The sequence below is a fragment of the Rummeliibacillus sp. SL167 genome (assembly GCF_007896505.1).
GTDB classification, from domain to species: Bacteria; Bacillota; Bacilli; order Bacillales_A; family Planococcaceae; genus Rummeliibacillus; species Rummeliibacillus suwonensis.
The window spans coordinates 62,046-87,668 of record NZ_VCBM01000004.1 but is presented as its reverse complement, the minus strand read 5'-3'; the positions used below and the strand labels follow the sequence as shown (position 1 = coordinate 87,668).

The 25,623-nt window shown below is 37.7% G+C and carries 20 protein-coding genes and 1 riboswitch; of the genes, 17 read left to right on the top strand and 3 right to left on the bottom strand.

What is annotated here, in order from left to right:
• The first annotated feature begins 393 nt into the window (after nucleotides 1-393).
• Nucleotides 394-1,239 carry a 5'-3' exonuclease gene (locus FEZ13_RS15715; protein ID WP_370467724.1) on the top strand — a complete coding sequence of 282 codons (846 nt, stop codon included), beginning with the start codon at nucleotides 394-396 and terminating at the stop codon, nucleotides 1,237-1,239.
• Here the strand turns inward: FEZ13_RS15715 and FEZ13_RS15710 are convergent.
• Together FEZ13_RS15710 and FEZ13_RS15705 are read right to left on the bottom strand one after the other, a co-directional pair.
• Nucleotides 1,225-1,746 carry a C39 family peptidase gene (locus FEZ13_RS15710; RefSeq protein WP_146553468.1) on the bottom strand — a complete coding sequence of 174 codons (522 nt, stop codon included), beginning with the start codon at nucleotides 1,744-1,746 and terminating at the stop codon, nucleotides 1,225-1,227. The genes FEZ13_RS15715 and FEZ13_RS15710 overlap by 15 nt on opposite strands.
• A gap of 710 nt (nucleotides 1,747-2,456) precedes the next feature.
• Nucleotides 2,457-2,774 carry a thioredoxin family protein gene (locus FEZ13_RS15705; RefSeq protein WP_146553467.1) on the bottom strand — a complete coding sequence of 106 codons (318 nt, stop codon included), beginning with the start codon at nucleotides 2,772-2,774 and terminating at the stop codon, nucleotides 2,457-2,459.
• A gap of 262 nt (nucleotides 2,775-3,036) precedes the next feature.
• On the opposite strand from FEZ13_RS15705, the gene FEZ13_RS15700 reads away from it, so the two are divergent.
• The 10 genes from FEZ13_RS15700 (at nucleotide 3,037) to FEZ13_RS15655 (ending at nucleotide 13,645) form a co-directional block, all read left to right on the top strand.
• Nucleotides 3,037-5,424, top strand: a complete 2,388-nt coding sequence (locus FEZ13_RS15700; RefSeq protein WP_146553466.1) for a 3-hydroxyacyl-CoA dehydrogenase/enoyl-CoA hydratase family protein — start codon at nucleotides 3,037-3,039, stop codon at nucleotides 5,422-5,424.
• 28 nt (nucleotides 5,425-5,452) lie between these two features.
• Nucleotides 5,453-6,625: an acetyl-CoA C-acetyltransferase gene (locus FEZ13_RS15695; RefSeq protein ID WP_146553465.1), complete on the top strand. Its 1,173-nt coding sequence runs from the start codon at nucleotides 5,453-5,455 to the stop codon at nucleotides 6,623-6,625.
• 149 nt (nucleotides 6,626-6,774) lie between these two features.
• The gene (locus FEZ13_RS15690) at nucleotides 6,775-8,559 is read left to right on the top strand and encodes an acyl-CoA dehydrogenase family protein (protein ID WP_146553464.1); all 1,785 of its coding nucleotides are present in this window, start codon (nucleotides 6,775-6,777) and stop codon (nucleotides 8,557-8,559) included.
• Between the two features lie 128 nt (nucleotides 8,560-8,687).
• Nucleotides 8,688-9,044: an arsenate reductase family protein gene (locus FEZ13_RS15685; RefSeq protein ID WP_146550760.1), complete on the top strand. Its 357-nt coding sequence runs from the start codon at nucleotides 8,688-8,690 to the stop codon at nucleotides 9,042-9,044.
• Between the two features lie 78 nt (nucleotides 9,045-9,122).
• Complete coding sequence (gene gcvH / locus FEZ13_RS15680; protein ID WP_146553463.1) at nucleotides 9,123-9,503, top strand: glycine cleavage system protein GcvH; 381 nt, start codon at nucleotides 9,123-9,125, stop codon at nucleotides 9,501-9,503.
• A gap of 350 nt (nucleotides 9,504-9,853) precedes the next feature.
• Nucleotides 9,854-10,195 (top strand): toprim domain-containing protein, encoded by a 342-nt coding sequence (locus tag FEZ13_RS15675; protein ID WP_146553462.1) that lies wholly within the window; start codon nucleotides 9,854-9,856, stop codon nucleotides 10,193-10,195.
• A 13-nt stretch (nucleotides 10,196-10,208) separates the two neighbouring features.
• Complete coding sequence (locus tag FEZ13_RS15670) at nucleotides 10,209-10,517, top strand: thioredoxin family protein (protein WP_146553461.1); 309 nt, start codon at nucleotides 10,209-10,211, stop codon at nucleotides 10,515-10,517.
• Between the two features lie 56 nt (nucleotides 10,518-10,573).
• Nucleotides 10,574-10,678: riboswitch (SAM riboswitch) on the top strand.
• Nucleotides 10,679-11,057: 379 nt separating this feature from the next.
• A complete protein-coding gene (locus tag FEZ13_RS15665; RefSeq protein ID WP_146553460.1) occupies nucleotides 11,058-12,086 on the top strand; it encodes a methionine ABC transporter ATP-binding protein in 1,029 nt (342 codons plus the stop codon).
• Entirely contained in the window at nucleotides 12,076-12,744 is a 669-nt protein-coding gene (locus tag FEZ13_RS15660; protein ID WP_146550755.1) for a methionine ABC transporter permease, read from the top strand. The genes FEZ13_RS15665 and FEZ13_RS15660 overlap by 11 nt, the downstream gene beginning before the upstream one ends.
• A 58-nt stretch (nucleotides 12,745-12,802) precedes the next feature.
• The gene (locus FEZ13_RS15655; protein ID WP_146553459.1) at nucleotides 12,803-13,645 is read left to right on the top strand and encodes a MetQ/NlpA family ABC transporter substrate-binding protein; all 843 of its coding nucleotides are present in this window, start codon (nucleotides 12,803-12,805) and stop codon (nucleotides 13,643-13,645) included.
• A 400-nt stretch (nucleotides 13,646-14,045) separates the two neighbouring features.
• Here the strand turns inward: FEZ13_RS15655 and gltC are convergent, their stop codons facing one another.
• On the bottom strand, nucleotides 14,046-14,948 hold the full coding sequence (gene gltC / locus FEZ13_RS15650; protein WP_146553458.1) for a glutamate biosynthesis transcriptional regulator GltC: 903 nt from the start codon (nucleotides 14,946-14,948) through the stop codon (nucleotides 14,046-14,048).
• Nucleotides 14,949-15,071: 123 nt separating this feature from the next.
• On the opposite strand from gltC, the gene gltB reads away from it, so the two are divergent.
• The 6 genes from gltB to sufU all read left to right on the top strand — a co-directional run bounded on the left by gltB (nucleotide 15,072) and on the right by sufU (nucleotide 25,613).
• On the top strand, nucleotides 15,072-19,589 hold the full coding sequence (gene gltB, locus FEZ13_RS15645) for a glutamate synthase large subunit (protein WP_146553457.1): 4,518 nt from the start codon (nucleotides 15,072-15,074) through the stop codon (nucleotides 19,587-19,589).
• A gap of 13 nt (nucleotides 19,590-19,602) precedes the next feature.
• Complete coding sequence (locus FEZ13_RS15640; protein ID WP_146553456.1) at nucleotides 19,603-21,084, top strand: glutamate synthase subunit beta; 1,482 nt, start codon at nucleotides 19,603-19,605, stop codon at nucleotides 21,082-21,084.
• A gap of 760 nt (nucleotides 21,085-21,844) precedes the next feature.
• Nucleotides 21,845-22,630, top strand: a complete 786-nt coding sequence (sufC, locus tag FEZ13_RS15635) for a Fe-S cluster assembly ATPase SufC (RefSeq protein ID WP_146553455.1) — start codon at nucleotides 21,845-21,847, stop codon at nucleotides 22,628-22,630.
• A 19-nt stretch (nucleotides 22,631-22,649) separates the two neighbouring features.
• Nucleotides 22,650-23,957: a Fe-S cluster assembly protein SufD gene (gene sufD, locus FEZ13_RS15630; protein WP_146553454.1), complete on the top strand. Its 1,308-nt coding sequence runs from the start codon at nucleotides 22,650-22,652 to the stop codon at nucleotides 23,955-23,957.
• The gene (locus FEZ13_RS15625; protein ID WP_146553453.1) at nucleotides 23,957-25,189 is read left to right on the top strand and encodes a cysteine desulfurase; all 1,233 of its coding nucleotides are present in this window, start codon (nucleotides 23,957-23,959) and stop codon (nucleotides 25,187-25,189) included. The genes sufD and FEZ13_RS15625 overlap by 1 nt, the downstream gene beginning before the upstream one ends.
• Nucleotides 25,176-25,613 (top strand): Fe-S cluster assembly sulfur transfer protein SufU, encoded by a 438-nt coding sequence (sufU, locus tag FEZ13_RS15620; protein ID WP_186725950.1) that lies wholly within the window; start codon nucleotides 25,176-25,178, stop codon nucleotides 25,611-25,613. The genes FEZ13_RS15625 and sufU overlap by 14 nt, the downstream gene beginning before the upstream one ends.
• Nucleotides 25,614-25,623: the final 10 nt, after the last annotated feature.

Below are 25,623 nucleotides of genomic sequence, written 5' to 3'. Positions count from 1 at the left end.
GTTGGATGGGATTATAATAGATTTAGGAGACAATTATTTTTTCATGAAATAGAATTAAAATAGCTACACGAATGTCGAAAAAAATGGCATTCGTGTTTTTGTTTGACCTTTATTGAACAGAAGATGCCCGAAAAATCTAATCATCGGGATAAACAGTGAGATGATCAATCCCAGTAAAAGACATGAATTGTTGAAGGAGCAAATAAATCGTTACAGAGAGCGAATAAAGCCTCCGAAAGAGCGAATAGACCTCTTCTATTATAAAAGAAGATTCTTTTTAATGATCTTTCTTTTATTGAAATCTATTTTTGTTATAATAGTGAGTACTAGTTTAGAAATGGAGCGAATTTTACTTTGGAAACTCAACAACCTCATATATTAGTTATTGATGGCATGGCTCTTCTTTTCCGTTCATTTTTTGCAACGGCGCCTATGCATCAGTATTTTAGAAAAGCAGATGGTACGCCTACAAATGGTGTACAAGGTTTTGCAAGACATGTTTTGAGTGCACAATCGATCGTACGTCCTACGCATTTAGCAGTTTGTTGGGATATGGGGGTTCATACATTCCGCAATGAACTTTTTGATGGCTATAAAGCAAATCGACCAGCACCGCCAGATGAGTTAAAGCCGCAATTTGATATGGCACGGGAAGTATCAGAAATGATTGGCTGGAAAAACTTTGGAACAGTAGGAATGGAAGCGGACGATACCATTGGTTCCATTATTCACAAATGGAAGGATGAAGCGAAAATCACAGTAGTTAGTGGTGATAAAGATCTGCTTCAATTGTTGAATCCTTCCACAACAATTGCCTTAACAAAAAAAGGATATACGGAATACAACATATATACAGATCAACGCTTTAAAGAGGAATATGCGATCGAGCCGTCATTATTTGCAGATGTCAAAGCATTTATGGGTGATACAAGTGATGGTTATCCGGGTGTTAAAGGAATTGGACCGAAAACCGCACTAAAACTGATTCAATCTTATGGCTCCGTAGATGGCGTTTTACAGGCGCTTGACGAATTAAAGCCTGCACAACGTAGCAAGATTCAGGAAAATGAGGATATGTTAAAGCTGTCATTACAATTAGCGCGTATCCACACAAATGTGCCGATCGATGCGGCGATTGATGATTGTGCATTGCCTATTTGGGACCGTTCTAAATTTGATCAATTAACAATGGAAGGGTATTCGTTGATTTCTCGTCATGCTCAATCATTGATGCGATGATTTTGGAGCAACTTTGATGAAGCTTAGGATTTTACGATTTTTTTCATAAGAGATTTCTCGAGTCATACTATCTCGAGTAGGGCTACCATTATCTTGGATGATTAAAATAATATCGTCATTTGTACGTTCGAAACCAATGAGTGGTACCCAATGATAATTGAAATCTCCCTTAATGAAGAAATGAAGAGAAAAATACCGATCAAATTTCATCGCAACAGGACGACCTGCTTCCAGTTCAAGAAGTGCATCATGTAGACGACAATTGCCAACCTTATAAGCGGGACCAAGAAGTTTTTTCAAATTGCGAATGAGGGGATATGAAAACAAACCGATTTTTGTACAACCAAGTAATTGATAGAGTTGATTGATGCTCTTTTGCTGGGATGTAGGCTGAAGATAACGCAGTAAAACAAATACAGTCGTAGGACCGCAAGCAGAGCTTTGGTAATTTTTATGAACCGATGTTGCATACTGAGATTGTGGCTTGACGGGCAAAACAACACGCATAAAATTCCCCCTTCTTTTATAAGAGGCCACTGAAAAACTATAGAATCTCTATTTTCATTGATAAAAATCCATCTTTTCTTTAATTTTATGAACTAAAAAAGATTATTTTTATCATTTTTTTGAAGATGCATTGACTTTTTCAGTGTCCTCCTTTTATAAATGGCAGTAAAAGATGGCTGTTTCGAAGCGAAAAGCAGCAAATGTATTGATTAGGAAAAAGTAAAGCCCCACATATGGAGCGCAATTATAAAATCTTTGTAATCTATTATTTTAATTTGAAATATATGGATATAGATGAATTTAGATCATCAACACGCTTGATATTTTATCCCGCGTTAACGAGCAGTGAGACCTCCACCTCAAGATTAGAGAAAAACGAGAAAGATAGGTAGGGGATCAACTGCCCGTAAAAGCCCGATTGGTTCAGCTAATCATCAGTGGGGGATGAAGAAAACTCCCACTGATGGAAGCTTTACTTTATAGTTCAAAAACTATAAAAAAATCATAAATCCCCAGACATCATTCTAAAATGTTTAATCTGCTTTAAAGAAAAAGCCTGCCACGAATCGAGAACACTGAGAAAATCCATTCATCTCCCAAACATGATAAAATCCGCTTTTTGGTTCATAAAAAATGGATCGTATCTATAAAAGGTGATGCTATCGTTTTTCAGTGACCTCCAACAAATCGGCAGGCTCTTCTCCGTCAGCTTATTTTTGTGCTGCTAAAAAAGTCGTTACATCTTGTGGTGTTTTTGCATTTGCACTATGCAAATGAGCAAGCTTTTCACCATCTTTGAAGATTAAAAGGCTTGGAATGCCTAATACTTGATATTTATCCGCTAATTCTGGAAAATCGTCACGATTGATTTCATACCAAGTGTATTGATTGTATTCTTCGATGATTGGATCGATGAACATATTCAAACGTGAACAATCAGGGCACCATCCAGCAAAGAATTTAACAATCACTGGTTGAGAGGATGCGATCACTTCATTAAATTGTTCTTCAGTTGTTATTGATTTCATTATAAATCCCTCCTACTTATTTTTAGTCTACACGTTCATAGGGTTTAAGCGCTAGTAAATTGTTTGCAAAAAAATCTACATGCACTATTCCAGCAAATATATCTATTAATATAGCTATTTTGGACGTTTTTCTGTAAGAATTAGATTTTTTCGTTGCGGAAATTTATAAAATAGTTTAAAATGAATTCCATATAAGGGAGCTTTATTTTTTTGATTATAAAATGAATGAACATTCATTCAAAAGTTAAGGGAGGATTTGTTCATGACTTATCGCATTCGAAAGGCAGCTGTTATTGGTTCAGGTGTAATGGGATCTGGTATTGCCGCCCATTTAGCAAATATCGGAATTCCAACTTTACTGCTCGATATTGTTCCAAAAGAGCTTTTACAGGAAGAGAAAGCAAAGGGGCTAACCTTAGAGGATTCTAGTGTGAGAAATCGTTTTGCAGCTAATGCAGTGCAAAAATTGCTGAAACAAAAACCAGCTCCATTGACAACGAAGAAAAGTCTAAACCTTATGACGATTGGTAACTTAGAGGATGATTTAGAAAAATTAAAAGACGTGGATTGGATTATTGAAGTTGTAGTAGAAAATCTTGCTATTAAGAAAAATTTGCTTGAGAAAATCGATGGGGTACGTAGACCTGGTACAATCGTTAGTTCCAACACATCAGGTATTAGTATCAATGCAATGATAGAAGGTCGTTCTGAAGATTTAAAAAAACATTTCCTAGGTACACATTTTTTTAACCCTCCACGCTATTTAAAGTTATTAGAAGTTATTCCAGCACAAGATACATTACCAGAATTGATCACATTTATGCGACAATTTGCGGAAGAGCGTTTAGGAAAAGGGGTCGTACTGGCAAAGGATACACCAAACTTTATTGGCAATCGCATCGGCACGTACGGTCTGATGGTGACATTACAGGTAATGAAAGAAAAAGGTTATTCAGTCGGTGAAATAGACTCTGTCACTGGTCCATTGATTGGACGACCAAAATCGGCAACACTCCGAACATTAGATGTGGTCGGCTTAGATACATTTGTCCATGTTGCTAAAAACGTTTACGATCATACAACTGGTGATGAACAAAAGGTGTTTGAAGTTCCTGAATATCTTCAAAAGATGGTCAATAACGGCTGGCTAGGAGCAAAATCAGGTCAGGGATTCTTTTTGAAAAAAGGAAAGGACATCACAGAACTAAATTTAGATACATTCAAATATGAACCCGTTAAACAATTAAAAACCCCTTCTATTGAAATAGCCAAACAGCAAAAAGGTCTAGCTGCTAAAGTGAAAACGCTAACATATGCACAAGATCGTACAGGGGAACTACTTTGGAGTATATTTGCACCTACTCTTATTTATTCGGCACAGTTAGTCGGCGAAATTGCAGACGATATTGTTGCCATTGATAATGCGATGAAGTGGGGGTTTGGTTGGGCGCAAGGGCCATTTGAAATCTGGGACGCTATCGGTGTGAAAGAATCTGTAGAAAAAATGCAAGCAGAGGGATATGAAATCCCTGCATTGACAAAAGCATTGCTCAATAAGGGAAACACAAGCTTTTACTCGGAAATTGATGGAGAACTAGCTTATTTTGATGGAACGGGATATAAGAAGGTTCCGTTCAATGAAAAAGTAATTGATTTAAAACGTTATAAGAAAAAGCATGGCGTTTTAAAAAGTAATGCGGGTGCTAGTTTGATAGATTTCGGTGATCAAGTATTGTTGTTAGAATTTCATTCAAAATCAAATGCACTTGGCTTAGATGTGATGCAAATTTTAAACTATGCTTTGGATTTGTTAGATGACTCTGATTACAAAGGGCTGGTAATTGGCAACCAAGGCAAAAATTTTTCTGTCGGCGCAAATCTAGCCATGATTTTAATGGAAGCACAAGATGATAATATTTTTGAATTAAATCATATTGTGAATACATTCCAGCAGGGCACATTACGTATTAAGTATTCCAATAAGCCGATCGTTACAGCACCATTTGCCATGACACTTGGAGGGGGCGCAGAGATTTGCTTGCCTTCAGCACATATTCAGACTTCTCCGGAAACTTATATAGGCTTAGTAGAAACCGGGGTTGGACTCATTCCTGGTGGTGGTGGCAACAAAGAACTCTATATCAAACATATAAAAGGTTTACCAAAAGGCGTTGATATTGACTTGCAAGCGATCGCCAATAAAGTATTTGAATCGATCGCAATGTCAAAAGTCTCAACGTCTGGGGAAGAAGCAAGAGAAAATAATTTCTTAGACTTTACAGATGGTATCAGTGTCAATCCAGATCATCAATTATATGATGCAAAACAAGCAGTCTTATCCTTAGCAGAAGCTGGTTATAAGCCTCCTGTACGTGAAAAAGTGCCGGTTGTTGGGGAACCAGGTTATGCAACGTTATTACTTGCAGCGCAAAACTTACTGCAATCAGGTTTTATCAGCGAACATGATTTATATATTGCTAAAAAATTGGCCTATGTGATCGCAGGTGGCAATGTTCCATATGGCACATTCGTAGATGAACAATATCTTTTGAATATTGAAAGAGAAGCCTTTATTAGTCTTATACAGCATCCAAAGTCACAAGCGAGAATGCAGCACATGTTGATGAAAGGAAAACCATTACGCAATTAGTTTTTGTGTAGTGAAAGGGGGAAATCATATGCGTGAAGCCGTAATCGTAGCAGGTGCAAGAACACCAATTGGCAAGGCAAAAAAAGGATCATTAGCAACCGTTAGACCGGATGATTTAGGGGCATTGGTTATTAAGGAGACATTAAAAAGATCAGGATATGAAGGGCCAATAGATGATTTAATCATAGGTTGTGCGATGCCCGAAGCAGAACAGGGTATGAATGTGGCGAGAAATATTGGTGCATTAGCTGGTTTGCCAGATACTATTCCAGCTATTACCGTCAATCGATTCTGTTCATCAGGCTTACAATCCATTGCGTATGCTGCGGAACGAGTTATGCTTGGTCATTCACAGGTCATTATTGCTGGTGGTATTGAATCGATGAGTATGGTGCCGATGATGGGTAATGTTATTCGCCCGAATGCCAAGCTAGCAGAAGAAGCACCACAATATTACATGAGTATGGGGCATACAGCAGAAGAAGTGGCGAAGAAATATGGTGTCACAAGAGGGGATCAAGATGCCTTTGCTGTTCGATCACATGAACGTGCCGCTAAAGCTATTGCAGAAGGCAAGTTTGTTGACGAGATCGTCCCAGTGGAAGTGGAAAAGCATTATGTAGATGAAAATAATAAAGCGCAAGTCAAGAAACTTACTTTCGCGATGGATGAGGGGGTTCGGGTAGGTACTTCTGTTGAAACACTAGCTAAGTTACGTCCTGCATTTTCGGTAACAGGAAGTGTGACAGCAGGAAATGCTTCACAAACTTCAGATGGTGCGGGAGCAGTCCTTGTGATGAACCGTGAACAAGCGGAAAAAGAAGGGCTTCAACCATTGGCAAAATTCTTAGGGTTTGCAGTCGGAGGCGTGCCACCAGAAGTGATGGGAATCGGACCAATCGTAGCAGTACCCAAAGCCTTGAAGATTGCCGGATTATCCATAGAAGATATTGATTTATGGGAAATCAACGAAGCTTTTGCATCCCAATCGATCCAAGTTGTACGTGAATTAGGAATTGATTTAGAAAAGGTAAATGTCAATGGTGGTGCCATTGCTTTAGGGCATCCACTGGGTGCAACTGGTACGATTTTAACGATTAAACTAATCCATGAGTTAAAGCGCCAAGGTAAAAAATATGGTGTTGTTACGATGTGCATTGGTGGCGGCATGGGAGCAGCTGGCGTGTTTGAAATTTTATAGAATGAGGTTTTTTTAATACATTCACCGATTGTTAATGAACCAATCAGGTTTTTACGGGTACTTAACGCCCGCTTGTTTCCTAGTTTTATGAAGGTCTTAGTGTTTGTTAATGAGAGATAAAATTCATCAGACAAAGGGGAGAATTTAAAATGGCAGAAAATACTTTAAAACTTATTAAAGGTGGCAGTTTTTTAACAGAAGATATTGATGCTGGACGTGTATTCACTCCAGAAGACTTCACAGATGAGCATAAAATGATTGCTAAAACAACAGAAGATTATGTACAAAACGAGGTACTACCAGTTGTTGATAAATTAGAAAATCATGAATTTGAAAATTCTGTTCGTTTATTGAAAAAAGCTGGGGAGCTTGGGCTACTAGCAGCCGATGTTCCTGAAGAATACGATGGTCTAGGATTAGATAAAATTTCTTCAGCCTTAATTGCTGAAAAAATGTCTCGTGCTGGCGGTTTTTCGATTACTCATGGTGCGCATGTAGGTATTGGCTCACTTCCAATTGTTTTATTCGGTAACGAAGACCAAAAACGCAAATACCTTCCTAAGTTGGCTTCAGGTAAGCTGATCTCCGCATATGCGTTAACAGAGCCGGGATCAGGATCGGATGCTTTAGGTGCGAAGACAACAGCTAAACTCAATGCAGAAGGAACTCATTATATTTTAAACGGTGAAAAACAATGGATTACAAACTCAGGATTTGCGGACGTTTTTGTTGTTTATGCTAAAGTAGATGGCGATAAATTTTCAGCATTTATCGTAGAACGTTCATATCCAGGTGTATCAACTGGTGCGGAAGAGAAAAAAATGGGGATTAAATCTTCCTCAACACGTACGCTTATTTTTGAGGATGCTGCTGTACCTGTGGAAAATCTATTAGGTGAAGTAGGGCGTGGGCACGTTATCGCTTTCAATATTCTCAATATCGGCCGTTATAAACTAGGGGTTGGGACGATTGGGGCTTCAAAACGCGCGCTTGAGTTGTCGATAGCCTATACGAATCAACGTCAACAATTTGGAACACCCATTTCATCCTTTAATCTAACAAAAGAAAAACTAGCAACGATGGCTTCTAAATTATATGCTTCAGAATCTTTGATCTATCGTACGGTTGGTTATTTCGAGGATCGTATGAGTCAGTTAAATGAAAAAGAAAAGAATGACGGAAAAGCGGTTGCAGCATCAATCGCTGAGTATGCAATTGAATGTTCGATCAATAAAGTATTCGGTTCTGAAACGTTGGATTATATAGCAGATGAAGCCGTGCAATTACATGGTGGTTATGGATACATGCAGGAATACGAAGTTGAACGTATTTATCGTGACTCTCGTATCAACCGTATTTTTGAAGGAACAAATGAGATCAATCGTCTAATCGTTCCTGGAACTTTTGTAAAAAAAGCTTTGAAAGGCGAATTACCACTTCTTCAACAGGCGCAAAGCTTACAAGCGGAATTGCTATCGCTGGTGCCAGAAGAAATTGGGGATGAACCATTAGCACAAGAAAAACATCTAGTGAAAATGGCGAAAAAAATTGCATTACTAGCAGCAGGTACAGCAGTACAACGTTTTGGTCAAAAACTAGAGCAAGAACAAGAAATCTTAGTGAATATTGCCAACATCGCCAATCAATTATTCGCAATAGAATCTGTTGTTCTCCGCACGGAAAAGGCACTTGCGCGTGATGGCTTCGATAAATCGGCACAAAAAGTTTTGTACACAGAGATCTTCGTACAAGAGGCTTTTGCAGAAATCGAAAAAGAAGCAAAAGAAACAATTATTGGTTCTGTAGAAGGTGACGAAGCACGCATGCTACTATCTGCATTGCGTAAACTGACACGTTTTACTCCATATAATTTGATCGTGAAAAAACGTCAAGCTTCTTTAAAACTGATTGCTGAAGAAAAGTATACGGTTTAATGTATAAAATTTGCATAAAAACTAGAAATCCGGTCATGATAAATGGTGATCGGATTTCTTGCTTGTACACGGCTGTCACACTACAATGAAAGAAAACAATAAAAAACCGTAAAAAAAGGAGCATCCATATGACGATCAAAATGATTCACTATCCCAAGTGTACGACATGTAAAAGAGCGCAAGCATGGTTAAATGAAAATGGCATTGAGTATACTGCACGACATATTGTAGAAGAAGCACCCACAAAAGAAGAACTAACGAATTACTGGAAATTAAGTGGGTACCCTTTAAAAAAATTTTTTAATACATCTGGAAAAAAATATCGTGAGCTTCAATTAAAAGATCGTCTAAAAGAAATGTCAGATGAAGAACAGCTTGAATTATTAGCCTCAGATGGCATGCTTATTAAGAGACCAATTGTGACTGATGGACAAAGAATTACGTTGGGCTTTAAAGAAGATGACTTTGAAAACACATGGAAATAGTAAAGGAATTAGCTTGTTTTTGTATAGGGAATATGTCAAAATTAAAGTGAATATTAATACATATTTGGAGGGGTAATAATGAGCATACCAGCAGATTTGCGTTATTCAGAAGAGCATGAATGGGTAAAAATAGATGAAGGTAAAGTACGCATTGGTATTACAGAATTTGCACAATCAGAACTAGGGGATATCGTGTTCGTTGAACTACCACAAGTAGGGGACGAAGTAGTAGCAGACGAACCATTTGGTAGTGTTGAATCTGTCAAAACTGTATCAGAAATTTATGCGCCGGTTTCAGGAAAAGTTGTTGAAATCAATGAGGAATTAGAAGATAGTCCAGAATTCGTGAACGAATCACCATATGAAAAAGCATGGATGGTTGTAATAGAACCTACGGATAGTTCTCAAATCGATAAATTACTAACAGCTGATCAATATAAAGAGCTAATCGAAGAATAATTTTTACTATAGAGGCGCCACACTTTTGTGTTGGCGTTTTTATGTACAATTTCAAGTTGGATTGAGTGAAACTTGTCACAGTGGGCGATTCTTAGCCCACTGTGAGTTAGTTGAACCAGTCGGGCATATACAGGCAGTTACTCACTTTATTCCAGAGAGCAACCCTTATAAGATTACTGCCTGTTTATGCGGGACAAAGTGAAACTTGTCACAATGGGTGTTTCTTAGCCTATTGAGAGTTAGTTGAACCAGTCGGGCATATACAGGCAGTTACTCACTTTATTCCAGAGAGCAACCCTTATAAGATTACTGCCTGTTTATGCGGGACAAAACTGTAAGGAGTGATTAGCATGTCTGATAAAGTGCTTATTGTAGAAGGTAGGCAAGATAAATTGCAAATTCAACCCTTATTAGCAGAAGATATTCCGATACTTTGTACAAATGGAACTATTAGCGCAAGTAACCTTGAAGAACTGATTTACCCCTATGAAGAATATGATTTGTATGCTTTTTTTGATGAAGATTATTCAGGTGATTGTTTACGAGCTTTGATGAAAAAAGAATATCCAGAAGCATACTTTTTACGAACGCGTACTTTATATAAACAAGTTGAAGCGACACCGAGAAAATATTTAGCTAGAATATTATTAGCTGCGAATTTTAAAGTAAACCCAGCTTATCTTATAGAATAAGGAATGACATATCATGCAAGAATGGTCTATTGAACAATGGGAGAGTACAAAGGAAAGCCAATCATTATGCGCTTTCTATTTATATACCCCGATGTGTGGTACATGTAAAATTGCATCTAAAATGATGGCAATAATAGAAGAAACTTTTCCAGATGTTCCAATAGGAAAAGCAAATATCAATTATATTAAACAGATAGCTATTGATTATGAGATTGAAAGTGTTCCGTGTTTATTGATTGCAAAAAATGGGGAAATAGAAGATAAAATTTATGCATTCCGATCTGTTTTATATTTATTTGATAAATTTCAGAAAAAAGATTGACGATGCTAACATAGAGTGGTAAAGTAACAGACATAAATTAAATAATTATTTACGTTGTCTTATTTAGAGTGGTGGAGGGAAGTGCCCTATGAAGCCCGGCAACCGTCACAATGTGATATGGTGCCAATTCACGCAAAGTGAACAACTTTGGGAGATGAGAGAACGGTTTCGTAATTGCACGTGAACCCTTCTGTTAGTCTTGCAGAAGGGTTTTTATTTTGGACTCCTACATAGAACATTGCTGATACACTCATACTTGAGTGAAAGGTAGCGACTTCTTGCAAGAAATTGTATAGATCTTACGGTGAAGCCATTTCTGCAATAAGCGGTCTCAGGAGCATGTTTTTTCTGCGACGAGTAACCGCAGGAGCAAATTCTTTCTGCGACGAGTAACCGCAGGAGCAAGCGGGCTGTTGAGGAATATCAGCAATATATTAAATATGGACAAGGTTAAGAATGAAATAGTTTTTCTAATTCGACAAACAAATGTATAGTTACATTCACATGTCAGTCGCTTAAAAATAGAAGGTGGTTTTGATAATGATTCAGTTAGAAAATGTCGTAAAAAAATACAAAACCGCTAATGGGTATCTTACTGCAGTTAATGATGTTAACTTATCAATAAATGATGGCGAGATTTTTGGCATTATCGGTTATAGCGGCGCTGGGAAAAGTACAATGATCCGATTACTCAACGGTTTAGAAAAACCTACATCAGGGAAAGTTATTGTAAACGGACAAAACATTTCAGCGATAAGAGGAAAAGAACTTCGAAATGCTCGTCATAAAATAAGTATGATCTTCCAACATTTCAACTTATTATGGTCAAGAACAGTAGAAGAAAATATAGCCTTTCCATTAGAGATTGCGGGTATTAGCAAAGCAGAACGTCAAAAACGGGTGCTTGAACTAATCGAGCTAGTTGGTTTGAAAGGAAGAGAAAAATCTTATCCATCTCAACTCTCTGGTGGTCAAAAACAACGGGTGGGGATTGCTCGAGCATTGGCCAATGATCCAGAAGTATTGCTCTGTGATGAGGCTACGTCAGCTCTTGATCCAGAAACGACGGATGCAATTTTAGATTTACTTGTAAGTATCAATGAAAAACTGGGGTTAACCATTGTATTAATCACTCATGAAATGCATGTCATTCGTAAGATTTGCCATCGCGTTGCAGTAATGGAAGCAGGAAAGATTGTGGAACGTGGAAATGTTCTCGAAGTTTTCCAATCTCCAAAAGCAGAAATCACCCAAAAATTTGTTTCCCAAGTAACGGAAACAGCAGGACATAAAGAATCTATTTCACAAATGCTGGAAGATTATCCAAATGATCAACTGATTAAGTTATTCTTTGTAGGTTCTAAAACAGAACAACCTGTTATTTCACAACTAATACGTGAGTTCAATGTTGACGTGAATATTGTTCACGGCAATATCTCACCTACGAAGAGCGGACCTTATGGTACATTAATTGTCCGGATTGTTGGCGATACAGATCATGTAGCGAAAGCTATTCAATATTTAGATATACAAGGCATTAAATCGGAGGTGATCAATAATGCTGAATGATCTCTTTCCGAATGTCGATTGGGAAATGATGTGGGAAGCTACTAGAGAAACCATCTATATGACAGCTGTTTCCACACTTCTTACATTTATTTTAGGACTAGTTCTTGGGATTGTATTGTTTTTAACAAGTCCAACACAGCTTTGGGCGAATAAGATTGTCAATGTATTAACAGGTTCATTTGTTAACATTTTCCGATCTATTCCATTTATCATTTTAGTTATTCTTTTAATTCCATTTACAAAATTCTTATTAGGTACTATTCGTGGTGCCAATGCAGCTTTACCAGCTTTGATTATCGGTGCCGCACCTTTTTATGCTCGGATGGTTCTGATTGCTTTGCGTGAGATCGATAAGGGTGTTATTGAAGCCGCTCGCTCGATGGGGGCAAAAACTTGGACAATCATTTGGAAAGTTTTAATACCAGAATCTCTGCCAGCTCTAATCTCTGGTATTACGGTCACTGCGGTAGCATTAGTTGGCTACACCGCAATGGCAGGCGTAATCGGTGCAGGTGGTTTAGGCAATTTGGCATTTATGGATGGGTTTCAACGTAGTCGTAACGATGTAACCTTGGTCGCTACCATATTAGTGTTAATCATTGTATTTATCATTCAATTTATCGGGGATTTCATCACATCGAAAACGGATAAACGATAATTGGTGTATACGTTGTTTCAACGTTCACATAGAGAAAAAATAGAAAAGAGGTTATTTTATGAAGAAACTAATAGCAGGAATCCTAACAGCTTCACTAGCATTAAGTTTAGCAGCTTGCGGAAGCAATGATAAATCTGCTTCTGACGATTCAAAAAAAGATGCAAAAGAAACAAAATTGGTAGTAGGTGCTTCTAATACACCACATGCTGTCATTCTTAAAAAAGCGCAACCAATTCTTAAAAAAGAGGGCGTTGACTTACAAATCGAAAAATATCAAGATTATGTATTACCAAACAAAGATCTTGATTCTGGTGATTTAGATGCAAACTATTTCCAACACATTCCTTATCTTGAACAACAAATTAAAGATAATGGATATGACTTTGTAAATGCTGGAGGTATTCATATTGAACCAATCGGTATTTATTCTAAAAAATATAAAACTCTAGATGATCTTCCAAAGGGTGCAACTATTCTTATCAGTAATTCTGTAGCTGACCAAGGTCGTATTTTGACATTATTAGAAGCTAAAGGTTTAATCACATTGAAAGATGGCGTTGATAAAGCATCAGCTGAAATCAAAGATATTGCTAAAAATCCTAAAAACATAAAAATCGATACAAAAACTGCCCCTGAAATGTTAGTACAAATGTACGAAAACAAAGAAGGAGATGCAGTTGTTATCAACTCTAACTTCGCAATCGATGCTGGGTTAGTCCCAACAAAAGATGCAATTGCTCTTGAAGATAAAGATTCTCCATATGTGAATGTTATAGCTGTGAAGAAAGAAAACAAAGATAATGAAGCAGTGAAAAAATTAGTAGACGTATTACATTCAAAAGAAATTCAAGATTTTATCAATGAAGAATGGAAAGGTTCAGTAGTACCAGTATCTAAATAATTAATAGCATAAGCAAAATAAAATTTCACATAGTGGTGTTCATTTTCTTCTATGTGTTAGTGAAGTTTGAAACAAAAGACTTTTCTAGGCAGTGATTTGTATGTCTCATTGTCTGCTTGTACTTAAGTCTTGCGGTTGGAACTTCTCGCTTATCAATGCAAGAGAAAAAGACGCTAGAACATTATTTGTTTTAGCGTCTTTTTGTATTTAGAAACATAAATTTTTTATGCCGGTTTATGGAAAAATCAATGATTGTAATCCATATGCAAAAAAAATGATGGTCAATTGGATCGGGACAAGAGAAAAAATGTTTACGTATAGAATTTTATTTTTTTCAAAAAATATATATAATGATTTCACATAGATTTATTCTTGAATATGATATGATGGTACGTGAATTTTATTTGAATTGAGATAACCTAGTAAAGAATTGACTCACAAAATTCAAGAAAATTTTTTCAGATGGTGCTAGTTCTCGATTAACAGGATAAATCACACCAACATTACGTGTAAATGGTGGCTCAACAAGAGCTAATTTTTTTGTGCGCCGAGGAGTCGAATCGTAAAACGCACTTTCCGGTAGGAGCGTAACGCCTATGCCTGCTGCCACCAAACCTTTTAAAGCGTCCATATCTTCTCCTTCTGAACTAATTTTGGGGCTAAAGCCAACAGATTTACATGCTTCTACCACTACTTTGTTTAAGATGTACCCATCTGGGAATAACACGAATCCTTCATTACGCAGGTCTGCTAATTGGATCTCTTCTTTTGTGGCAAGCTGGTGTGATGCGGGCACAAGAGCCGCAATATTTTCTGTAAACAGTATTTTAGTATTGATCGCGTCATCTCTTGCAGGAACAGGTCCTAAAAAGGCTAAGTTTAGTTCACGTTGTTTGACGGCATTAATGAGATATCGGTAGGAACCTTGTCTTAAGTGAAAGGAAACATTTGGATGCTCTTTTTTAAATGCCGAAATGACGGTAGGCAAAAGAAAACTTGCCAAGCTTGAAGGGAAACCGATTTTTATCGTCCCTTTTTCAGGATTCAAATATTCATCAACTTGCTTTTTAGCAAAATCAATGGCTTGTAACGCAGCGATTGTATACTCAAGAAAAGTCTTACCAATCGGTGTTAGTTTTACGTTACGACCTACTCTTTCAAACAATTCGATACCTAATTCTTCTTCTAAATTGGCGATTTGACGACTAACAGCTGACTGCGCTACATGTAAATTTTCCGCAGCTTCAGAGATATGTTCTCTTTCAGCAACTGCTACAAAATATCTTAATTGTCTTAGTTCCACGCCATGTCATCTCCTATTTATCTATTTTATAGATTAATCCTATCCAAATTATATATTGTTTATATCAATTTGAAAAACTAAAATATATTTAAGTCACTTTTTATATATAAAGGAGGGAATCGTATGACATTTCACAAAATTCCAACAGCACAAGGTTTATACTCTCCACAATTTGAGCATGATGCATGTGGTATTGGACTTTACGCACAATTGCAGGGTAGACCCACACATGACATCGTGATGAAAGGCTTAGAAATGTTATGTAGATTAGATCATAGAGCTGGACGCGGAAGTGACGGCAAAACAGGAGATGGATCTGGACTAATGGTTCAAATCCCGGATGCCTTTTTCCGCGAAGTTTGTATAGATTGGACATTACCTGCTGTCGGACAATATGGAGTAGGAATGTTATTTTTTGATAAAAACAGTAAAGTGCAACAAGAAATTGAAACGAAACTAAATGATTTCATCGTGAAAGAAGGGCAAGAATTACTTGGCTGGCGTACTGTACCGGTTAATCCTGAACCATTGAGCGACATTGCCAAAGAAACGGCTCCAGTTGTTCGTCAAGTGTTTATAAAGGCTGTAAATACAAATGATTCTCTTGCTTTTGAAAGAAAGTTGTATTTGATTCGGAAACAAACAGAATTATGGGCAAAAAAACAAAATAAAGATTTTTATTGCGCAAGCATGTCAAGCCGTACAATCGTATTTAAAGGTCTATTAGCACCGGAAGAAGTAGTAGAATTTTATCTAGATTTACAAGATGAACGCTTCACATCAGCTTTCTCTATGGTCCATTCACGTTACAGTACAAATACTTTCCCATCTTGGGAACGTGCACACCCTAATCGCTATATTATTCATAACGGTGAAATTAATACGTTACGAGGTAATATTAACTGGATGAAGGCGCGTGAGCAACAATTTATTTCTGAAGCTTTCGGAGAAGATCTTGAAAAAGTCCTACCAATTACAGATCCAAATGGTAGTGATTCATCGATGTTAGATAATGCATTTGAATTTTTCGTGTTAGCTGGTCGTACACCTGCCCAAACAGCGATGATGATGATTCCTGAACCATGGACAGAAAATCCGCATATCTCCGCTGAGAAAAAAGCTTTTTATCAATATCAAAGCTGTCTAATGGAACCTTGGGATGGACCAACGGCTATTTGTTTCACGGATGGAAAACAAATTGGTGCGATATTGGATCGTAATGGCTTACGACCTGCACGTTATTATGTCACAAAGGATGATTACATCATTTTCTCATCAGAAGTTGGTGTAGTTGATATCGAGGAAGAAAACATTGTTTATAAAGAACGACTAAGTCCGGGGAAAATGCTGCTTGTTGATTTAGAACAAGGACGGATTGTTTCAGATGAAGAATTAAAATCTGAAATGGCACAGGCAAAACCATATGCTAAATGGTTAGAAGAAAACCTTGTTGTGGTTGAGCCTTCAGAAGAAAGACCGGAAAAAATAGATGACCTATTATTTAGACAAAAGGTGTTCGGTTATACGCATGAAGATGTTCAGAAATATATAGTTCCGATGGTGGTTGGAGGAAAAGATCCGCTTGGTTCAATGGGAAATGATGCGCCATTAGCAGTCCTATCTGATAAACCACAATCGTTATTCAATTATTTCAAGCAATTATTTGCTCAAGTAACAAACCCACCAATTGATTCGATTCGTGAGCATATTGTGACTTCAACAATGACTCTTCTTGGTGCAGAAGGTGATCTATTGCATCCGACTGCCGAAAATTGTCATCGCATCTTTTTAAAAACACCTGTGTTGACGAATAGTCAATTCCAAAAGTTAAAAGCGCAAAAGCAATTTGATATAACTACTATTGATCTTGCAATGTCAGAAGATTTGGAAAAAGATTTGGCAAGACTAGCAAAAGAGGCAGATGAAGCGATTGAAAAAGGTGTTCAGCTACTTGTTTTGTCTGATAAATCATTAAGCGTAAACACACCTGTCATTCCTATTTTACTTGCAGCAAGTAGTGTTCATCAACATCTTGTACAAACAGGGCAACGTACAAAAGTAAGTATCATTGTTGAAACAGGTGAAACAAGAGAAGTACATCATTATGCTGCATTGATCGGATATGGTGTAGATGCGATATATCCCTATTTAGCCTTTGCTACTTTGGCAAAAGCTATTGAAGATGGACATATCAGCTACAGTTACGAAGAAGCTGTTCGACGTTACGCAAAGGCAACTTCAGAAGGTGTCGTTAAAGTAATGTCAAAAGTGGGAATTTCAACAGTTCAAAGTTATCGTGGAGCCCAAATTTTCGAAGCCGTTGGAATCAGTAAAGATGTGATTGAAAAATACTTTACTGGAACTGTATCCAAACTAGGTGGTATCGATTTACCAACCATTGCGAAAGAAGCTCTGAAAAAACATGAAGAAGCAGTTCAGTCCATTGAACGTGTTTTACCACCAGGTAGCAACTTCCAGTGGAGAAGTTCAGGAGAACATCATGCATTCAATCCAAAAACGATCCATACATTACAGCAAGCTACACGTAATGGTGACTTTGGCTTGTTCCATCAATTCACTGAAATGGCAAATGAAGAACAAATCGGCTTCTTGAGAAATTTATTAACTTTCAAAAAGACGGAACATAAGATTCCATTAGAAGAAGTAGAGTCTGCTGAATCCATCGTTAAGCGATTCAAGACAGGGGCTATGTCTTACGGTTCAATTAGTCAAGAAGCACATGAAACATTAGCTATCGCGATGAATCGAATTGGAGGCAAAAGTAATAGCGGTGAGGGTGGTGAACATCCAAGTCGCTTTGTACCGGACGAAAATGGTGATAATCGTAGAAGCTCGATCAAACAAATTGCTTCTGGCCGATTTGGCGTTAAGAGCCATTACTTAGTCAATGCGAGTGAGTTACAGATTAAAATGGCTCAAGGGGCAAAACCTGGTGAAGGTGGTCAACTTCCAGGCAATAAAGTTTATCCTTGGGTTGCTGATGTAAGGGGTTCAACAACAGGTGTAGGACTTATTTCACCACCACCACATCATGATATTTATTCAATCGAAGACATGGCTGAATTGATTCATGATTTGAAAAATGCGAACCGTGACGCACGTATCAGTGTGAAACTCGTAGCAAAATCAGGGATCGGTACAATTGCTGCTGGTGTAGCAAAAGGTGCAGCAGACGTGATTGTTATTAGCGGTTATGATGGTGGTACTGGGGCATCACCCAAAACAAGTATCAAGCATACAGGTCTTCCATGGGAATTAGGATTATCAGAAGCTCATCAAACATTAATGTTAAATGGACTTCGTAATCGTGTAACGCTTGAAACAGATGGTAAATTAATGACAGGGAAAGACGTTGTAATGGCAGCATTACTTGGTGCAGAAGAATTCGGCTTTGCAACTGCTCCATTGATCGTACTTGGCTGTGTCATGATGCGTGCTTGCCATTTAGATACATGTCCGGTTGGTATTGCTACACAAAACCCTGAACTTCGTAAAAAATTCATGGGTACAGCAGACCATGTAGTGAACTTTATGATGTTTATAGCAGAAGAAGTTCGAGAATATATGGCAACACTTGGTTTTAGGACTTTTGAAGAAATGGTTGGACGTACAGATGTATTAGAGGTAAGTGAGCGTGCGAAAAAACATTGGAAAGCTAGTCAATTAGATTTAGAAGCGCTCCTACATCAAAATGAAGGACCAAGAACAAAACAAGTACAACAAAATCACAAACTTGATGAATCGCTTGATCTACGTGAAATTTTAAGTAAAGTAGAAGAATCTATTATAGAAGAAAGACCAATTTCACTACATTATCCTATCAAGAACACAGATCGAGTTGTCGGTACGATCGTTGGTAGTGAAATTTCAAAACGTTATGGTGCGAGAGGACTTGTGGACGATACCATTACATTGAACTTTACGGGTTCAGCTGGTCAAAGCTTTGGTGCATTTATCCCAAGAGGAATGTTAATGCATGTTGAGGGTGATGCAAACGATTACTTCGGTAAAGGGTTGTCCGGTGGTAAAGTTGTGGTTAGCTCACCGGTACGAGGACAAGCAGAAACGAATGTTATTGCCGGAAATGTATGCTTATATGGTGCAACTAGCGGCGAAGCCTATATTAATGGTCGTGCAGGAGAACGTTTTGCCGTTCGTAACAGTGGCGCTAATGTAGTGGTCGAAGGTATCGGTGATCATGGTTGTGAATATATGACTGGAGGTCGAGTAGTGATCTTAGGTGATGTAGGTAAAAACTTCGGAGCTGGTATGTCCGGTGGGATTGCTTATGTGTTGCCTCAAGATGCTGAAGATTTCAAAGACAAATGTAACAAAGAAATGATTGGTTTTGAGAGCGTTCATTCTAAAGAGGATGAAGCGATTCTCCAACAATTACTAGAAAAACATGTTCACTACACTGAAAGTACAAAAGCAAAACAAATTTTAACGAACTGGTCAGATTATGTAGGCCACTTTGTCAAAGTAGTCCCTACAGATTATAAGAGAATGTTAGGCCGCATTAGTGAATTTGAAGCACAAGGATTGTCAGAAGAACAAGCAACGATGAAAGCATTTTTGATCAATTCATCGAAAAAGGATTTAGTGCTTTCCAATAAATAAGGAGGGGTTCTAGATGGGGAAGAAAACTGGATTTATGGAATATAGTCGAGAAAAAGGGAAAGAACAGCCACCACTAGAGCGTATCAAAAATTGGAAAGAATATGCTTCACGATTAACTGACGAAGCTCTTCAAATCCAAGGTGCACGTTGTATGGATTGTGGTACACCGTTTTGTCATATGGGAATGGAGATCCGTGGTTCTGCCGCGGGTTGTCCGATCCATAATGTAATCCCTGAATGGAATGATTTAGTCTATCATGGAAAATGGAAGGAAGCCCTTGATCGGCTATTATTAACGAATAATTTCCCAGAATTTACGGGAAGAGTTTGTCCTGCGCCATGTGAAGGATCATGTACATTAGCCATATCAGATCCTGCAGTTTCGATTAAAAGTATTGAACGTGCAATCATCGATAAAGGATTTGAAAATGGATGGATAACACCTCGTATTCCTGAACATCGCACAGGTAAAAAGGTCGCTATCGTTGGTTCAGGTCCTGCTGGCTTAGCGGCTGCTGACCAACTGAATCAGTATGGTCATTCTGTTACTGTGTACGAAAGATCTGACCGTGCAGGTGGTTTACTTACTTATGGTATTCCGAATATGAAATTAGATAAGAAAGTTGTCGAAAGACGCGTGCAATTGCTTGCAGACGAAGGCGTTCATTTTATCTTGAATACGGAAATTGGTAAGGACGTAACAGCTGATGAATTGAAAAAAGAATTTGATGCTATCATTCTTTGCACTGGTTCAACAAAGCAAAGACATTTACGTATAGAAGGTAGTGAAGCTGAAGGTGTTGTTCTAGCAATGGATTATTTGACATCTACTACAAAAAGCTTGCTAGATTCCAATTTCGAAGATGGTCAATTTTTAGATATGAAAGGCAAAAATGTGATCGTTATTGGTGGTGGTGATACAGGTGCTGACTGTGTTGCTACATCTCTTCGTCAAAATTGTAAATCTGTATTTCAATTTGGTAAGCATCCACAATTGCCTGAACATCGTGCAGCTGATAATCCATGGCCAACAAATCCGCATGTCTATAAATTGGATTATGCTTATGCAGAAGCAAATGCAAAATACGGTCGTGATCCTCGCGAATATTGTATCCAAACCAAGAAAATTGTTGCGGGTAGCAATGGGCATGTAAAAGAATTGCATACCATCCAAATGGAAAAAGTCATTAGTGATGAAGGGTATGTATACTTCAATGAATTACCAGGAACTGAAAAGGTTTGGCCTGTAGATTATGTATTTGTAGCAATTGGTTTCGAGGGTACCGAACACGGTGTTGCAGAACAATTCGGTGTCAAAATCACCAATAACCGTATTGCTGCAAGAACAACTAATTTTGCAACAAATGTGGAAAATGTTTTTGCTGCAGGTGATGCAAGACGTGGTCAAAGTTTAGTTGTTTGGGCTATAAATGAAGGTAGAAGTGTGGCAGAAAGTGTCAATGAATCTCTTCGTACACAAGCAATAGCTCAATAATTCCACTAGTACATGTATTTGTAATATAAATAATCAGGCGTGTTGATTAGGAAAAAATAGGTAATAAATTGGACGAAATTCTAAAAAACCATATATTTTTAGCTCCATTTGTGTAGATCTTCGCTGCGGCTTGCTCGAGTCCTCGAAAATGCATGCACATTTTCTTCGTGCGGTGTCGATTCGATGAAGTCAATTCAATGTCCCGCGGGAAAGCGAGCAAGCCGTAGCGAAAACCAGTGAATACACTTATATTTTGTGGAAAAAATTGGATAATCAACACGCTTGATAAATAATAAAAGCTATCTTCTAATTTAGGCATTCCTTGATGAAGGAAATGTTAAATAAGGAAGATAGCCTTTTTTATTTTGCTAGGAATTTTCTTCATCTTTATAAGCAGTTATCATACAATAATCTCTATTCGTTAGTACATCTTGATATTAGAACACACGGCCTGTTAAATTATGTGAGTTGTACATAACGTTTGAGTATATAAAATATCTGAAAAATGATGTTTTTAATGTTTCTGTAGTGAAATCGATTCTCAATTAGAAATCTTTTATTGAAAATCAATGGATTTTCAATTAATACTTAGAAATAATGTGTTAAATGAGTTTCAGATTATATATAAAGCATCCTTAGAATAAATTGAGAAACATTTTCAAATGATTTGCAAACGATTTTTTTTTAAGCTAAAATTAGAATGATATTAAATTAGAAATGGTTATGCATTTCATTCACTGAATTAAACGGAGGTAATAGAATGTCAACATTAGTCATTAAAGATCTTCACGTTGCTATTGACGGGAAAGAGATTTTAAAGGGTGTTAACTTATCACTCAATACAAACGAAATTCATGCAATAATGGGGCCAAATGGTACAGGTAAATCCACTTTAGCGTCCGCTATTATGGGACATCCAAAATACGAAGTTACTTCAGGTTCTATCACTTTAGACGATAAAAATGTTCTTGAAATGGAAGTGGATGAACGTGCAAAAGCTGGTCTGTTCTTAGCCATGCAGTACCCATCAGAAATTTCTGGTGTAACAAATGCTGATTTTTTACGTTCAGCTATCAATGCACGTCGTGGAGAAGGTAACGAGATTTCTCTTATGAAATTTATCCGTGAACTAGATGACAAAATGGAATTTTTAGAAATGCCTGAAGAAATGGGTCAACGTTACTTAAACGAAGGATTCTCAGGCGGCGAAAAGAAACGTAATGAAATTCTTCAATTGATGATGTTAAAACCTAAATTTGCAATCCTAGATGAAATTGACTCTGGTCTTGATATCGATGCCTTAAAAGTAGTGTCAAAAGGGATTAATGCTATGCGTGGTGAAGGCTTTGGTTGTTTAATGATTACTCACTATCAACGTTTACTTAACTATATTACGCCTGATCATGTTCACATCATGATGCAAGGTAGAGTAGTTCGTTCTGGTGGTCCTGAATTAGCAGAAAAACTAGAAGCTGAAGGTTACGACTGGATTAAAAAAGAATTAGGGATCGAAGACGAAGAAGAAACATCAGGACAAGAAGCATAATAAAGGAGGATGAGCAAACATGACGGTTGAAACAAAATTAGCAGTAACCGCTCAAGATGTACGCTCTTTCTCTGAAGCGAACAATGAACCTAGTTGGTTGACTGAGCTTCGTGAACGTGCATTAGCGGACGTAGAAACGCTACCAATGGTAAAACCAGATAAAACAAATGTTGAAAAGTGGAATTTTACAGAGTTCCCTGCACATACAGTTGAAAGTTCAACATATGCTAGTCTTGAAGAACTTCCCGAAGAAGTAAAGGCAATTGTTGATGCTGAAGGTCAACACAATATTTATATTCAGCATAATAATACACCAGCATACTTACAATTATCGAAAGAGCTCGCTTCAAAAGGTGTCATTTTGACGGATATTTTAACAGCAGCCCGTGAACATAGTGATTTAGTTCAAAAATATTTTATGACGGAGGGTGTAAAAATAGACCAACATAAACTAACTGCTTTACATGCAGCATTAGTCAATGGTGGTGTATTTGTATACATTCCTAAAAATGTCATTGTGGAAGAACCGATACAAGCTGTTTTTCTACATGATAATGAGGATGCGTCATTATTTAACCATGTATTAGTTGTTGCAGAAGCCAATAGCTCTGTTACGTATGTAGAAAACTATCTTTCTACTGTTGATGAAGCGAAAGGGCAAGCGAATATTATCGCTGAAGTCATCGTAAATGATAATGCTAACGTTACTTTTGGTGCCGTTGATGTTCTAGCTAAAGGTTTCACGACTTATGTCAATCGCCGAGCTATTTTACATCGTGATGCAAAAGTCGATTGGGCGTTAGGTTTGATGAATGATAGTGATACGATTTCAGAAAATATCACATATCTAAAAGGTGACGGCTCTTATGCAGATACAAAATCTGTTGTCGTCGGTCGTGGAGAGCAAAGTCAAAACTTCACTACTGAAGTTCGACATTGGGGGAAAGCATCAAATGGCTATATCTTAATCCATGGTGTTATGAAGGATTCTGCTCGTGGTATTTTCAATGGTATTGGTAAAATCGAACATGGTGCAACAAAAGCAGATGCTGAACAAGAATCACGTATTCTGATGTTAAGCAAAAACGCTCGTGGCGACGCTAACCCGATTCTGTTAATCGATGAAGATGATGTAACAGCAGGTCATGCTGCTTCAGTAGGTCGCGTTGATCCTGTGCAACTATATTATCTAATGAGTCGAGGTATTTCAAAAGCAGAAGCTGAACGATTAATTATACATGGGTTCCTTAACCCAGTTGTTAATCAGTTACCTATTGAAGGTGTTAGGAAGCAATTAACAGAGATCATTGAAAGGAAAGTGCGCTAATGATGAAAACAGATATTCGAAGCTATTTTCCAATTCTGAATCAGGAAGTTAATGGACACCCACTCGTTTATCTTGATAGTGCAGCTACATCACAAAAGCCAACACAGGTTTTGGAAGCTGTTAAACACTATTATGAATACGATAACTCTAATGTCCATCGAGGTGTGCATACATTAGGAAACCGCGCAACAGATGCTTATGAAGGAGCGCGTGAAAAAGTCCGCCAATTTATTAATGCAAAGTCAGCTGAAGAAGTTATCTTTACAAAAGGTACTACAAACGGATTAAATATGGTTGCTGCTAGTTTCGGTCGTGCAAATGTAGATGAAGGTGACGAAATCGTCATTACTTACATGGAACACCATTCCAATCTAATCCCATGGCAACAATTAGCAAAAGAAAAAAATGCAACACTTAAATATATTGACATGAATCCTGATGGTACACTATCAATTGATCAAGTAAAAGAAGCGATTACAGATTGCACTAAAATCGTTTCAATTGCTTTTGCTTCAAATGTTTTAGGTACTGTCAATCCTATCAAAGAGATTGCAGCTATAGCGCATGCACATGGTGCAGTGATGATAGTGGATGGTGCTCAAGGTGTGCCACATTTTCATACAGATGTCCAAGATTTAGATTGTGATTTCTTGGCATTTTCTGGGCATAAGATGTGCGGGCCAACTGGTATTGGTGTGTTATATGGTAAAAAAGAGCATCTAGAAAACATGAGCCCAATCGATTTTGGTGGGGAAATGATTAGTACAGTTGGCTTATATGAGTCAACATGGGCTGACCTACCTTGGAAATTCGAAGGGGGTACACCTAATATTGCTGGAGCAATCGGCTTAGGTGCTGCGATTGATTTCTTAGAAACAATAGGTATGGATGCGATTATCGAACATGAACGTAACTTAACTCGTTATGCGATTGAGCAACTAAATGCAATAGATGGGGTATCTATCTATGGTCCACAAGATCCTACAAAGCGCTCTGGTCTTGTTACATTTAACATAGATGGTATCCATCCACATGATGTTGCAACAGTACTCGATATGGAAGGTATTGCTGTACGTGCAGGACACCATTGTGCCCAACCATTGATGAAATGGCTTAAATGTACAGCAACAGCGCGAGCAAGTTTCTATCTTTATAATACGGAAGCCGACGTTGCTCGACTTATTGAAGGATTGCGTTCTGCGAAGGAGTATTTTGCCGATGTCAATGAATAAACTAGATCAACTATATCGTTCTGTCATTATGGATCATTATAAAAAACCGCGCAATAAAGGTGTTATTGATAACTCTAATGTGTCAATCGATATGAATAATCCAACTTGTGGGGATCGTATTCATTTATCTCTACAAGTTGAAGATGGTGTCGTTGTAGATGCGAAATTTGAAGGCGAAGGCTGTTCCATCTCTATGTCTTCTGCTTCTATGATGACGCAGGCGATTAAAGGCAAAACAACAAAAGAAGCTGTTGAATTGGCACATGTCTTCTCAGAAATGATGCTTGGACATAAACATGATGATTCAATAGACTTAGGTGATGTAGAAGCATTATCTGGTGTTTCACAATTCCCGGCACGTATTAAATGTGCTACACTTTCCTGGAAAGCAATGGAAAAGGGTATAAAAGAAGCAAACCTATAATATAGATGAA